At 51.5% G+C, this 13,051-nt stretch carries 11 protein-coding genes and 1 tRNA gene; 9 read left to right on the top strand and 3 right to left on the bottom strand.

Features of this window, described 5'->3' with window-relative positions:
- Nucleotides 1-337 precede the first annotated feature (337 nt).
- The 3 genes from ACWHXT_RS10825 to ACWHXT_RS10815 all read left to right on the top strand — a co-directional run bounded on the left by ACWHXT_RS10825 (nt 338) and on the right by ACWHXT_RS10815 (nt 3,458).
- Nucleotides 338-2,251, top strand: coding sequence for a sensor domain-containing diguanylate cyclase (locus tag ACWHXT_RS10825; RefSeq protein WP_447958029.1), 1,914 nt, complete (start codon nt 338-340; stop codon nt 2,249-2,251).
- Between the two features lie 122 nt (nt 2,252-2,373).
- Nucleotides 2,374-3,321, top strand: a complete 948-nt coding sequence (locus tag ACWHXT_RS10820) for an AEC family transporter (RefSeq protein WP_447955829.1) — start codon at nt 2,374-2,376, stop codon at nt 3,319-3,321.
- 60 nt (nt 3,322-3,381) lie between these two features.
- A tRNA-Arg gene (locus tag ACWHXT_RS10815) sits at nt 3,382-3,458 on the top strand.
- Nucleotides 3,459-3,515: 57 nt separating this feature from the next.
- Here the strand turns inward: ACWHXT_RS10815 and ACWHXT_RS10810 are convergent.
- Together ACWHXT_RS10810 and ACWHXT_RS10805 are read right to left on the bottom strand one after the other, a co-directional pair.
- A complete protein-coding gene (locus ACWHXT_RS10810) occupies nt 3,516-3,845 on the bottom strand; it encodes a HigA family addiction module antitoxin (RefSeq protein ID WP_447955828.1) in 330 nt (109 codons plus the stop codon).
- Between the two features lie 4 nt (nt 3,846-3,849).
- Nucleotides 3,850-4,140, bottom strand: a complete 291-nt coding sequence (locus ACWHXT_RS10805; protein WP_447955827.1) for a type II toxin-antitoxin system RelE/ParE family toxin — start codon at nt 4,138-4,140, stop codon at nt 3,850-3,852.
- 156 nt (nt 4,141-4,296) lie between these two features.
- Here ACWHXT_RS10805 and ACWHXT_RS10800 point away from each other — a divergent pair, with 156 nt between their 5' ends.
- From ACWHXT_RS10800 to ACWHXT_RS10775, 6 genes are all read left to right on the top strand, one after another.
- Nucleotides 4,297-5,937, top strand: a complete 1,641-nt coding sequence (locus tag ACWHXT_RS10800) for a DUF4041 domain-containing protein (RefSeq protein ID WP_447955826.1) — start codon at nt 4,297-4,299, stop codon at nt 5,935-5,937.
- Between the two features lie 803 nt (nt 5,938-6,740).
- Complete coding sequence (locus tag ACWHXT_RS10795; RefSeq protein ID WP_447955825.1) at nt 6,741-8,666, top strand: ATP-dependent nuclease; 1,926 nt, start codon at nt 6,741-6,743, stop codon at nt 8,664-8,666.
- Nucleotides 8,663-10,333 carry a UvrD-helicase domain-containing protein gene (locus ACWHXT_RS10790; RefSeq protein ID WP_447955824.1) on the top strand — a complete coding sequence of 557 codons (1,671 nt, stop codon included), beginning with the start codon at nt 8,663-8,665 and terminating at the stop codon, nt 10,331-10,333. The genes ACWHXT_RS10795 and ACWHXT_RS10790 overlap by 4 nt, the downstream gene beginning before the upstream one ends.
- 163 nt (nt 10,334-10,496) lie before the next feature.
- Complete coding sequence (locus tag ACWHXT_RS10785) at nt 10,497-11,354, top strand: hypothetical protein (RefSeq protein ID WP_447955823.1); 858 nt, start codon at nt 10,497-10,499, stop codon at nt 11,352-11,354.
- A gap of 398 nt (nt 11,355-11,752) precedes the next feature.
- Nucleotides 11,753-12,154 (top strand): lysozyme inhibitor LprI family protein, encoded by a 402-nt coding sequence (locus ACWHXT_RS10780; protein ID WP_447955822.1) that lies wholly within the window; start codon nt 11,753-11,755, stop codon nt 12,152-12,154.
- Nucleotides 12,155-12,224: 70 nt separating this feature from the next.
- A complete protein-coding gene (locus ACWHXT_RS10775; protein ID WP_447955821.1) occupies nt 12,225-12,464 on the top strand; it encodes a DUF333 domain-containing protein in 240 nt (79 codons plus the stop codon).
- Nucleotides 12,465-12,520: 56 nt separating this feature from the next.
- Here the strand turns inward: ACWHXT_RS10775 and ACWHXT_RS10770 are convergent, their stop codons facing one another.
- Nucleotides 12,521-13,009 carry a pyridoxamine 5'-phosphate oxidase family protein gene (locus ACWHXT_RS10770; protein WP_447926330.1) on the bottom strand — a complete coding sequence of 163 codons (489 nt, stop codon included), beginning with the start codon at nt 13,007-13,009 and terminating at the stop codon, nt 12,521-12,523.
- Between the last annotated feature and the right edge of the window lie 42 nt (nt 13,010-13,051).

Here is a 13,051-nt window from a genome sequence, read left to right as displayed (position 1 = left end):
AATGACTTGTTAGCAAGAATTAATTAAGGTGGAAATGGCGGCTAGAGTATGTGAGCCTTTACCTATTAATTAAAACTAGCCTTGCCGCCTGGCTTGGCAATAAAGGCCAACCCATTTGCAAAATCACCTGCATCCGGCTGCTGATCGAAACTCTTCGGTACCCGGCGGCTTCGTGGCGGCTAGCATTCTACTGCCAACTGTCGTTCAAAGAAAAATTGACGAATAGGTATAATCGGTGCTGCCAGCCCACCTACATAAAAGACTGACCCAATTTCGCTCTCTCAAAAGCCGGCTGCTGCTGGGGCTCTCCGTTACGCTACTGATAGTGGCCGCGATCATGCTGGGGCTAACGTGGCAGGTGGGTAAAAACATGTTGCAAAACGCCAACGTAACGCACCTGCGTTACGAGGCCAACATGCTATCCGATGAGCTCACCCAGCAGGTCGAAAACCGCATCGACGCCTTGCAGCGTTTGAGCGAGGCGATCGGCACCGCCAACGACCCGGAATGGGTGCAGTACGAGCTCAGTAAAAACGACTCGCTTCTCGCCTGGTTCGAAGGTGTCGTCGTCAGTAACGCCTCCGGCACCCTGATTGCGGACCGGCCCAGTATCGTGGGGCGAGTGGGGCTGGAAACCGCCGAGCAGGAGCATTTTCGGATGCTGCGCGGCACGCGAAGCCCCTACGTCAGTGAGCCCTTCGTGGGGCGCGCCAGCAACACGCCGCTGGTGCTGATCGGGGTGCCTCGAATAGACCGCGATGGCCAGTTTCAAGGCTTCATTGGCGGCGTGGTGAGTCTGGACGCCGGTGGGCTGTTTGGCCGCCTGGCGAAAATCCGCCTTGGGGATGATGGCTTCTCGGCCATTTTTACGGCGTCCGGCAAGGTTCTTTACCACCCCGACGCGCAGCGGGTGAATACCGCTATCGATACACCCAAGGCCTACCCCTGGCTCGATATGGCGCTGGATGGTTGGTGGGGCGAGGGGACCGGCGCGCTTTTCAGCGGGCGCAACCTTTACCAGGCCTACTCCCAGGTGTGGCCGGCCAATTGGGTCGTGGCGCTTTATCTGCCGGTCGACCAGGCGCAAACCCCCTTGTCGGATTTCATCTACCGGCTATGGTGGATTTGGGTGGCGCTGGCGCTGTTGCTGCTTCCCCTTCTTTGGTGGCTGCTGGCGCGTATACTCTCGCCGCTCAACCAGCTCGAGTCGCAAATCGACGAAGTCGGCCAGGGTGGGCGCTCCCACGTGACGCTTGCCACCAGCATGCAGGAGCTTCAACAGGTCGCGCAGACCTTCAATCGCGTAGAAGACGAGCGCCAGCAGTTGATGACCAATCTTCACGAGCGCGAAGCGTTTTTGGATTCGGTACTGAACTCGAGCCCCCAGGGCATGTTCGTGGCCAACTTCGATGGGCGTATCACCTACATGAACCCCGCGCTTTTGACGATGCTGGGAATACCGCCGGATATGCTCATGGAGACCTGGCTCGAGCAGATTCACCAGGACGACCGCCAGGGCGCGATCGATCTATGGCAGCACAGCTTAAAAACCGGCCAGGATTACATGCGCCAACTGCGCTTTACCAAAAGCGATGATGAAATGCTCTGGCTGGATGTTCACGCCCGGGTGGTCATGCTTTCCCAGGGCGGGCACTCGCTGGGGCTCGTTGGGGTGGTCAAGGACATTACCGAGCGCCGCCAGCAGGAAGCCCTGCAGCGCTGGGAAGCCGAACACGACCCGCTCACGGGCCTGCTCAACCGGCGCGGTTTCCTACGCCGCCTGGAAGAGGCGTTCGCCGATTTCCAAAAAACCAGCACGCCCTCGGCGCTGCTCTTGTTCGATCTCGATCACTTCAAACCGATCAACGACGAAGGCGGCCACGCCCTGGGCGATGAAATGCTGCGCCGGGTCGCCCAGGTGATCGCCTGGGAAGTGCGCCGCAGCGACCACGTGGCGCGCCAGGGCGGCGACGAGTTCGCCGTGCTACTACCCAGCTGTACCTTGACCCAGGCGCGGCGCATTGCCGAGGCGTTGCGTCAGGCGGTCAGCGAGGTCTCGGTAACCCACGGGGGCAAAATATATAACGTCACGCTCAGCATGGGCGTGACCCAATTCGACGAGGACGACGAGTCGGTCGAGGGCTCGCTCGAGCGCTCGGACGCCGCAAGCTACGAGGCAAAGGGCCGGGGGCGTAACGCCGTGGTCGTCAAACTGCCTAACCAGTTCGACCCCATGGCGCTATTCGACTGACACCGGTACGCCGGTGTCCGTTGGCGGGGCGTTGCGGTACTATTCTCACTCTTTCTGTCACTCTTTATTCATGACCCGTTACCCAGACCCATGAGACATCCTTTACTCATTAGAGCAGCCCTGTGGACCTTTTAGAGCTCTTCGCGCGTACGTTAGACATTACCCTGCCGGTCTTCGCCATGGTGTTTATTGGCATCGTTTTGAAGCGGCTCAAGTTGATCGACCGGGCGTTCGTTTCGACCGCCTCGGCGCTGGTTTTTCGTGCGACCCTGCCAACGCTGATTTTTCTTAGCCTGATCCAGGCGGACCTAAGCGTAGCGCTGGATATCCGCCTGCTGGTGTTTTTTGCACTCGCCACGGTGGGCCAGTTCTTCGTGAGCTGGCTGTGGGCGCGCTACCGGGTGGCCCATGCCGAGCGTGGCATTTACGTGCAGGGCGCCTTTCGCGGCAACGGCGGGGTCGTGGGGCTGGCCCTGGCCGCTGGCATGTACGGCAATTACGGCCTTTCGGCGGGGAGTCTGCTGCTGGGGCTGGTCATCGTGCTGTATAACGTGCTCTCGGTGTGGGTGCTTTCGGTGTATCAGCCCGGCGCGACCACCAACTGGCGGGCCATGCTCAAAAACATCGCCACCAACCCGCTGATTCTGAGCGTCGTGCTGGCCATTCCTTTTACCGCGCTTTCAATCGAGCTGCCCAACTGGGTGATGACCTCGGGCAACTACTTTGCTTCGCTGACGCTGCCGCTGGCGCTGATTTGCATTGGCGCCACGCTTTCTGCGGCCAGCCTGCGCGATGGCCGCCAGGTGGCGCTTAGCTCCAGCGTGATGAAAATGGTGGTGCTGCCCGCGGCCTCCACCGTCATCGCCTGGCTTTGCGGGTTCACCGGCGAGCAGTTGGGCCTTTTGTTCCTGTTTTTCGCAAGCCCCACGGCGGCGGCCAGCTTCGTCATGGCCAAAGCCATGAACGGCAACGTGACCCTGGCCGCCAACATCATCGCCCTGACCACGTTAATGGCCAGCCTGACGATTACCCTGGGCATTTTCGCCCTGCGCCTGCTGGGCTGGATTTAATGCCACCGGTTGGCCTATACGGCCGGCCGCGCTATACTACGCGCCCCGCAATACCTTAAAGTCCCTGTAGCTCAGTAGGATAGAGCAGCCGCCTCCTAAGCGGCAGGTCGCAGGTTCGACTCCTGCCAGGGACGCCATTTCGCTTCAACACCTGAGTCATACGCCTGAATAGGCAGCCACCCTGAGGGTAGGGGTCAGGCAAATGCCGGGCCGTGGTCTGCTACCACCTTAATGGGATGCGCCCTTCGAATTCGCTCTTGGCTTTTCTTGCTGTGGTACGCCTTCCAAAGGTCGTTTTTTTGCTGCAAATTGAGCCAGAAGTCAGGCGTATTGCCGAAGACCGTCGCTAGCATAATGGCGGTTTCAGCGGTCAACGCTCGCTTGTTATTGCAAAGTTCGTTGACCAGGCGCGGCGTAGTGCCCATCTGCCGAGCAAGCGCCGATTGAGTAAGCTCCAGCGGCTCAAGAAATTCAAGTGTCAGCATCTCACCAACCGTGGTGGGCTTACGCTCTGTCATCATCATGGCGTCACCTATAGGTGTGCGGGTCTAAATAGATATCACTAGCTTGACCGTTAGACCACTGGAAAATCAGGCGATATTGCTTGCTTACTCGGATCGAGCATAAATGGGACAGTCTCCCGCTCAAGTGTTCGAAACGATTACCGGGCGGCACCCTCAAGTCAGCCTCCGACACCGATGCATCGATCAAATCCAGCTTACGTTTCAAAGCACTAGCGATTGTTGATGGAATCGATCCGGTTATTTCTTCAGTTTTGTAAAACTCTTCCAGCCATTGGTCTCTGAACGATTTGATCATATGCAGCCTCTCGTCATTCCATTATACCGCCTAGTGGCATAGATTCAACTTTTTGCTGAATATGCGGGAGTTGCGATAGCACCATTCTTACCTTTAAAGCTAAGATTGGTTAGAGTGATCGCAGAGGCGTAACCACAATTGTTTTAGGGGATCTGGATGGAATTTTCGAATATTTTTTTAGTCGCTCTCGGCTGCTTGGTGCTCTCTGGATGGATTGCCACCCTGGTAATCGGGATAAAGAAAAAAAACCTAAAGAAACAAGTAACTGATGTAAGTTCAGCACTTGAAGAAAAAAGTCATAAGATAAGCGAGCTAAACGCCGCTCTTGAGCGCTTGTCGAAGTATCAAGTGATTGAGGATGCAGAGCTAGAAGCGGAGCGTATAGTCTTCGATGCAAAGAAAGAAGCCGGTCAGCTATGGCAAAACGCTGAACGTGAAAGCAAAAGCCATTTAACAGCTGCTTTCAGCAGGAAAGAAAACGCTGAATTCGAAGCTGTCAGTATCAAGCGAAATGCGGATGAAAAGCGGTCTCAAATAATCGCAGAAGCGCGGCGTGAGGCATCTGAAATTCGTGACAAAGTCAGGCTTTCGGAATCTAAATCACAAAGCCTCGTCCAAGAGGCTCATGCCAGAGCCGAAAAGATCATCTCCCATGCCCGCATTCAGGCTGAGGAGACTGCTGGAAATGCATTGAAAGCGGTGGAAAACGCCAAACTCTATGAGCAAACAGCGAAGGCCATGAAGAATATCATCGAAGGTTATCACGATGATTACATTATTCCGAACGCCAGCCTGCTGGACGACTTGGCCGACGATTTTTCACATAAGGATGCCGGACAAAAGCTCAAGCAATCACGTAAGCACAGTGCAGATATGGCAAAAAATGGCCGGGCGGGCGACTGCGATTATGTCGAGAAAGTAAGAAGAGAATACGCCATCCACTTTGCAGTTGATGCTTTCAATGGCAAGGTCGATTCCATCCTGTCCAAAGTTAAGCATGATAATTACGGCAAACTGAAACAAGGGGTTCTCGATGCGTTTGCGTTGGTAAACCATAATGGACAACCCTTTAAAAACGCTCGAATCACCGACCTGTATTTGCAAGCACGGCTAGATGAGCTGAAGTGGGCCGTAGCGACAATGGAGCTAAAGCGCATTGAGCAGGAGGAACAGAGAGAAATTCGTGAGCAAATGCGGGAAGAAGAGAAGGCCCGTAGAGATATCGAGAAAGCTTTAAAGCAGGCTGAAAAAGAAGAGAAAATGCTCGCTAAAGCGATGGCTGAGGCTCGAAAGCAACTTGAGAGTGCCAACGACGCTGAGCGCGAGGGCTATGAGGCCCGCTTGGCAGAACTTGAGCTTCAACTGCAAGAATCAGCGTCTCGAGGCCAGCGTGCAATTTCGATGGCCCAACAGACAAGGCGTGGTCACGTTTACGTCATTTCGAACATTGGCTCATTCGGCGAAAATATTTTCAAGATAGGCATGACCCGTCGGCTTGAACCCCTGGATCGCGTCAAGGAGCTTGGTGATGCCAGCGTGCCATTCTCATTTGATGTGCATGCAATGATTTATTCCGACGATGCTCCCTCTTTAGAACGCGAGCTTCACCGGAGATTCGCTAACCGCCAAGTGAACCGGCTTAATGCACGTAAGGAGTTTTTCCAAGTTCCTATCTCTGAAGTTCGAGAGGTGGTGGATAGCCAACAAGCCGAAGTCCACTGGACGATGGCGGCCGAGGCGTGGGAGTACAGAGAGTCCCTTGCTTTAGCTGGAAAGCAGTTGCAAGCTGTATCGTAGTGTTGATGGCTTGAACGCAAGCAGTGCCAGAAAGAGAAGCATAGATGAGGCTATTTATAGTGGCAGTACCGGCGCTATATGTATGAAGCGCAAATGGAGTATGTGCCCAACCTGAACGATCTCGACGCCGCATAGGCAAAGATGCTGGTATGTGACCTACGCCCCGCCCATGTGCGGGGCGTTCGTCTGTTAGGGCTTAGCGAGAGAAGGGCACCTACTGAGCGCGCCCACAGATCGTCTGGCAAGGACGTTGCCAACCTCATACCCGCTTACCGGCCGCGTCCCACGGCGCGCTATCGACACCCCGCCCCGCCCGCGCGCTAAATGTGTGGGTTTTTATGCACTCCTGCACCTGCCGCCAAGCCGCGCCACTGTTGGACTGGCGGGTGAAAAATGGGTGCATGGAAATCATGCGGATTCATGCGGGATTATGCACTTTCAACAGACAAGTGGCAGAGAAATATTCTAAAGCCAGGCCACCGGCTGGCCGATAGCTTAGAAAGACATTCCTGATAAGGCCCTGTAGAGCCGAAGCCTTCCGGCGCAGGATGGCCTAAAGTCGCAGCTGTACGGGTTGCACGGGCGTAAAGGAATAGGCAATATTGCTAACAATAATTAAAGTTAAAATTGGGGTTGTAAGTATCAATTTGTTTGCGGCCGGGAATTGAAAATCACTAACAATAGTGAGTGGTGCCGATGTTATCGTCTGATTTCGGAAGCTAGTAGTTTCTTTTTCAGTGGCCTGTACATCCCAACTAGCAGCTATAGACCCAAAGCGGAAGTTGTTAACAGGTGAGATAAGTATGAAACTACAGACGATTCGGCTTTCAAATTTCCAAAGCTTCGGTGCTGTACCAACAGAACTTACACTGGAAGATATAACTTATCTGATTGGCCCCAACGGTTCAGGTAAGACTGCTGCACTTCAGGCTTTGTGCCGATTGTTTGCATTTGATCCATCATTGCGCCGTATTCAGCGCTCAGACTTCCATGTCCCGCACGATGAACAGGAAGCCCCCGAAGAAAGGCTGCTATGGATCGAAGCGGATTTCCTATTTTCCGAGTCAGAGAGTGAAGCAGATAACTCGACAGTTGCTCCCCATTTCAGTCACATGCGTCTTGATGACCCTGACGGAATTCCTAGGGTGCGATATCGCCTAAGTGCCACGGTAGGCCTAGATGGGGATATTGATGAGACTTTTGTGTATGTGCTTGAAGCTGGCCCGGATGGTTCACCTCTAAATCCTCAAACGGTTCCCAGGTCTGAACGAAATCACATACAAGTCCACTATCTGCCCGCAAGAAGAGATCCCACTGACCACATTGCGTATGGAACGAGTGCGCTTCTTGGCCGCCTGCTAAGGTCAGTGAACTGGGAAAATGAACGAGAGAAGGTCAAAGGGTTCACCGACCAGATTAGTGAGAGTTTGGCTGCTAATCCATCAGTCAATGCTTTTAGTTCCCACCTGAAGAAAACATGGAGTACCCTTCATAAAGGCAGCTACTTTACAGATCCCAAGGTTACCTTTGTGGCATCTGAGATCGAGGCATTGCTTCGACATTTGTCTGTATCATTCTCGCCTGGACATGATGAAAATCTTGTCGATTTTTCCCGACTCAGTGACGGCCAGAAGTCGATGCTTTATCTGTCATTGGTTCTTTCATCTCAAGCAATCGGGCGTGCTGTCCTTGCTGGCGATGACGAGTCCTTTGACCCAGAAAAATTGCGCCCGCCTGTCTTTACTTTGATTGCCCTCGAGGAACCAGAGAACAGCCTCTCGCCTCACTATTTGGGACGGGTTGTGAGTGCTCTGAGCCCTATGACGAGCAACGAGGATGCCCAGGCCCTAATTGCTACGCATGCTCCGTCAATGTTGCGACGTGTCGGCCCGGAACATATTCGATATCTTCGACTTACCGAAACCCGGCAATCTAAAATTACGAAAATCCAGTTACCCGCTAAAGCCGATGAAGCGCACAAGTTTGTACGCGAGGCTGTCCAGGCATTCCCCGAGATCTACTTCTCACGTTTGGTTGTATTGGGTGAAGGGGATAGCGAAGAAATTGTACTACCTCGCCTTTTCCGGGCAAAGGGTGCACCAGTTGATGAATCAGCGGTCACGATTGCACCGCTTGGAGGTAGACATGTCAACCATTTCTGGCGCCTGCTATCAGCATTGAAAATCCCATATTTGACCCTTCTCGATTTAGATGTGGGCAGATACCAAGCGGGTTGGGGAAGACTAAAGTATATAAATAACCAACTTGGCTTATATGAGCCTAAAAAAGCCCTCCCAGATACTTTTTATTTATCAGATTGGAATGATGACAAAGTACCTGTTCGTACTCATTATTTCTTCGAAAACTGCACTAAGAGTGTATTTGCAGAGCTGGAAATGCGAGGTGTATTTTTCTCATTTCCAATGGATTTAGATTTTTCAATGCTCTTGGCTTTCCCAGATGCTTACGGTGTTCAGCAGGAAGCTCCAGATGACTCAACGGTTAAAGCCGTCTTAGGAAAGAGCCATCATATCTCATCCCAATACAGCGGAGACGAGTTAAGTCTCTTCTCCACATATCACAAGCTTTTTAAACTGGGTAGTAAGCCCGCCGCCCATATAGATGCTCTTGCTCAACTTAGCGACGAGGAACTGCTTGCGAACATGCCAGAAGCATTTGGTGGACTTGCAGATGCCGTGCTCGCCAAGCTTGCGGAGCTGCCCGAGTGATTGCTGTAGATGCATGGCTGCCTTCGGATGGGCTAACGCTTGAACCCAATGCACTGCGGGCCGCGAAGGAACATGCGCGCTGTCTTGCTCTGACGGCGGGGCCGGGAGCGGGCAAGACAGAAATGCTTGCACAGAGAGCTGACTTCCTCCTACGAACCGGAACCTGCCGTTATCCGAAGAGAATACTCGCTATCTCTTTTAAAGTTGACGCCAGCAAAAATTTAAAGGAGCGAATCCAGCGACGCTGTGGAAAAGAATTGGCTTCCCGCTTTGATAGCTATACATTTCATGCTTTTGCAAAGCGTATTATTGATCGTTTTCGAATAGTTCTTACAGGTAATGATGCCCTTGATCTGGATTATTCAATTGGCGAAAGAAAAATCATAAGAAGGCAAATTACATTTCATGATCTTGTACCGCTAGCAATCCAAATTCTTAAGGCCTCTACTGTTGCAAGAAATGCCATACGCCAAACTTACAGCGATATTTTCTTAGATGAATTCCAAGACTGTACGGATCAGCAGTATGAACTTGTGAAAGTAGCCTTCCAAGGTACGAGCATTCGTCTCACTGCTGTGGGTGATACCAAGCAGAAAATTATGGGATGGGCAGGTGCTTTAGACGGAATTTTTCAAACGTTCGCTGAGGATTTTTCAGCGGTTCCATTAAATATGTATCGAAACTTTCGTTCAAAACCACGCTTACTTAGGATGCAGAACGAGATAATTCGTGTTCTCGATCCGGCTTCCGTCATGCCAGATAATCAACTTGCTGGTGAGGAGGGAGAGGTCTTTGCGTGGAAATTCGAGAATGCCCAGGAAGAAGCTGAGCACTTAGCCGGTTTGATTGCTAGGTGGATAAGACATGAACAGGTTCCGTTATCCGAAATCGCAGTATTAGTGTCCAAACAACTGGATCTTTACGCCAATCACCTGATGGCGGCATTGGAAGTCAGGGGAGTACCATACCGGAACGAGCAGGAGATGCAGGATATTACTGTCGAACCTGCCGCAAGGCTCGTTGTTGACTATTTGTCCTGCCTATATGGCCAGCGAGAGCCCAAAGCTTGGATTCGGCTCATGAATCAACTGATTCCCTTTGCCGATGATGAAGTGCAGTCTAGCGTCCGACAAAATTTCCAAAGCTTCTTCAAGGATCAGCGAAGAATCCTCGTCATGACCGAGTTGTTGGATGAGCCGTTTTCGGGATGGTGGGATTCTGTTTGTAGATTTTTGGATAAAATAGGAATGGAGACTCTTGTTGCTCTCTCACCTGACTATGAGTCACAAGCCAGGTTAGTTGAAGTTGTGGGAGATACCAAAGCGCGCATTGAAGAGTTGCTTGAACTTACCCACGATTTGCCCCAAGCCTTGACCCGTTTCTCTGATGATCAGGCTGTGCGTATTCTAACTATTCATAAGAGCAAAGGATTGGAGTTTGACTCAACGATAATTATGGCCGTTGAGAACGAAATATTCTTTGGTGATCAAGATGCTAACCGGTGTGCTTTCTTTGTTGGTGTATCACGAGCTAAACGTCGCTTAGTGCTTACACATGCTATAGAAAGAGAAAGGCCACAAAATCATGGTGGCCGGTGGAAAGTACGTCGAACTCGCCAGCAAGAATACTTTAACTTTGCTCTTCCTTATTTAAATGACGTTGACTAGGGATTGAGGGGCTAGAAAATTATTAATTAATAAAGTCCGCTGCTAGCCGAGTGTGGAGGTAGCGATGATGATGCAGATTACGCATAACAAATCAATTCATGGTACGTCGCCGCTTCGCAGCGCCGCCCATGATTGAGGCGTTTAAAGAAAAAAGGACAGAGAAATGATTTCCGAAGAATGGCTTGCGAACCTAAACAATGAGTTCCGCTCAGCAAGAATAGATCAGCGGCGTAGGCCTTGGGAAGCTATTAGCCGTTATTCAGAGGAGTTTAAAACTTCAGTCAATATATCTTCGGATGTAGCAAAAACAATTTTTAATTGGTTTGAATTACATTCAAAGCCAGGTGTCCATCAAGTTGGTAGCCTGTATGAAGCCGTTTATTTCTATGATTCCGAATTCTGGGTTGTTTCTATTCCAATCACCTTTGGCACGGTCCAGCTAAATGCTCTCGACTGCCTCCATGAGATGCCTGGTGGTATTAAACAGGAGATGATGACGGATCATAGACAAGTTTGGGACTACGTCATCTATTGGGCGGACTGTTTAGACTATGGGATGGGCATAGATGACCTTCGCAAAACACAAGGCTTGAATGAATTTGGCTATCAACTACTCATGTCTGCGGATCAAGAGCTAAGGGCTGCCACATCTATACTTTCCCAACATCGCCCAGATACACGTGCAATTCTTAATTGCAGAATGGCGCTTGAAATATTTTTCAAGGCTTATGTCGCTTTAAAACATGGTCTTACACAAAGTGAGGCAAAAACCATCGGTCACAACTTGAATAAAGGACTAGACAAATTCATCGAAGTGTCAGGATTAAATGACTGGGAAAAGACAAGAAAATTTTTATCGCTTTTTCCTGACGTACATGAGCGCTACCAAGAGCAACACATCACCTTTCAAAGGCTATGGGAGAGTTATACACTAGTCCACTCTTTAGGCGCGGAGATTATCAGAGAGTTCACTGATAGAAATATGATTCAACAAGTAATGGCTTCTAACAATTCAGATTAATCCGGATCGAAAAAAACCGCGTCGCGCTTTGCGCGCCAGGTTATTTGCGGGATTATATTAGTCAAAGCTAAATGTCCGCTCCTGGCCGTAAGCAGTCCATCTGTGCCGCAAACTGAATCGCGAGTGGTGTTATCCAACGATAAGCCGTTAGCGGGTTGCAGATGGAGGAAGCTGGTATACGGTGTGGTATATTGGTTTTTTAGATTTCATGTTAAGGCCATATAATTCAATCGCTTAATGTGTTTTTTAGACTCCTGCCAGGAAATAAAAGCGAGCTTTTTACAAAGCCCTGCATCTTCAGCAGTACTCAAATACCCATGCTCCATAAAATTCCCATCCAACTCTCAAACATCAGTTAACCTTCACACCTTAACTTAACCAGCCCCTATAGAGCCCAAATGAACAAAAACCGTTTAACCATCATAGCCGCAGCATTATTTTTTATACCGTTATCTATTGCGATCCAAGCTAACGACGAAAATCCCTACACCAACCAATACAGCACCTGCATGGAAGCCTCCGGCGGCGTCACGCAATCCATGGTCGAGTGCATGAGCGACGAACTCGAGATTCAAGACCAACGGTTAAACGATGCCTACCGCGCTATTCGTAGCGAGTTACCCGAGAAGCGGCAAATAGCCCTGCGGGATGCCCAGCGGCTTTGGATCTCGTACCGGGATGCCAACTGCTACTTCTACGCGACCGGGGAAGGCACGATGGCTCGTTTGATCAGCAACGACTGCTTTTTAAGCGCCACCGCCGAACGGGCCACGGAGCTTGAGAATATGCAGCAGCCCTGAGCCGGGTATTTCGCCACCGGGGCGGGGAGTGGCTATAGTGAGTCAACGGGTTTTATAAAAGGAGACCAATATGATTCGTTATAGCGTAGGTGCGGTGTTGCTTGTGGCCTTGGCAGGGTGCGCGGCATCAGGTTCCAACGGGGCAGAACAAGCGCAAGAAATGGCCGTGAATTACTGCGAGCGGGAAGGCGGCGAGGTGAGAACCCGCGACGGCAGCGATGATGGCCGCCAGTACTGTCATTTGATGGAGGGCCGCGTCATCGAGGTGAACCAGCTGTACCGTTCGGAAGGGTTAAGCTTACACGAGTGAAATTGGCCCACGGCGCCGGGCAAGCCGGCGCCGTGGGGTAGGTCGGTATTATACGATCAGTGGCCGAACTTCTCGTTCTCGCCCATATCCGGGGTTTCGTCTTTTTTGATGTTGGCCTTGGCGATTTCGTAGAGCTGGTAGACTTTGCTCTCGTTGGCTTTCCAGTGCTCACCCATCTCGATCTTGATTTCGAGCAGGGCGATGTCCGGGTCGTCCTTGCCTTCCGGGAACCAGGCGGCGATGAAGGGGTTCCAGTACTTGTGGATCAGGTCGCGGTTGTCGGTCAGGTTGGCCTTGCCGGACATGGAGACGTAGATACCGTGCTCCTGATCCGAGAAGCTCAGGCAAACGTCGTGATCTTTTTCCGCCTCGAACACTTTTTCGGCGCTGCGGCGGGTGTAGAACCAAAGCGTGCCGTCGTACTCTTCCTGCACCAGGTGCATGGGACGGGCGCGGGGCATGTCGTGGTCATTGGTGACCAACATGCCTACTTTGATATCCTTGATCATCGACCAGATTTTTTGCTTATGCTCGGGGCTCGACATCGTTCACTCTCCTTATGAATCGGCTTTCTATGCTAACGCGCA

The sequence above is a fragment of the Vreelandella halophytica genome (assembly GCF_968193635.1).
This window is presented reverse-complemented; position numbering and strand designations above follow the sequence as displayed.

Bases quoted from the DNA above. Each gene is read 5' to 3' on its own strand.
- ACWHXT_RS10800 (WP_447955826.1), top strand. From the start codon at position 4,297: ATGGAATTTTCGAATATTTTTTTAGTCGCTCTCGGCTGCTTGGTGCTC.
- ACWHXT_RS10810 (WP_447955828.1), bottom strand. From the start codon at position 3,845: ATGATGATGACAGAGCGTAAGCCCACCACGGTTGGTGAGATGCTGACA.
- ACWHXT_RS10775 (WP_447955821.1), top strand. From the start codon at position 12,225: ATGATTCGTTATAGCGTAGGTGCGGTGTTGCTTGTGGCCTTGGCAGGG.
- ACWHXT_RS10770 (WP_447926330.1), bottom strand. From the start codon at position 13,009: ATGTCGAGCCCCGAGCATAAGCAAAAAATCTGGTCGATGATCAAGGAT.
- ACWHXT_RS10825 (WP_447958029.1), top strand. From the start codon at position 338: ATGCTGGGGCTAACGTGGCAGGTGGGTAAAAACATGTTGCAAAACGCC.
- ACWHXT_RS10805 (WP_447955827.1), bottom strand. From the start codon at position 4,140: ATGATCAAATCGTTCAGAGACCAATGGCTGGAAGAGTTTTACAAAACT.
- ACWHXT_RS10780 (WP_447955822.1), top strand. From the start codon at position 11,753: ATGAACAAAAACCGTTTAACCATCATAGCCGCAGCATTATTTTTTATA.
- ACWHXT_RS10795 (WP_447955825.1), top strand. From the start codon at position 6,741: ATGAAACTACAGACGATTCGGCTTTCAAATTTCCAAAGCTTCGGTGCT.
- ACWHXT_RS10785 (WP_447955823.1), top strand. From the start codon at position 10,497: ATGATTTCCGAAGAATGGCTTGCGAACCTAAACAATGAGTTCCGCTCA.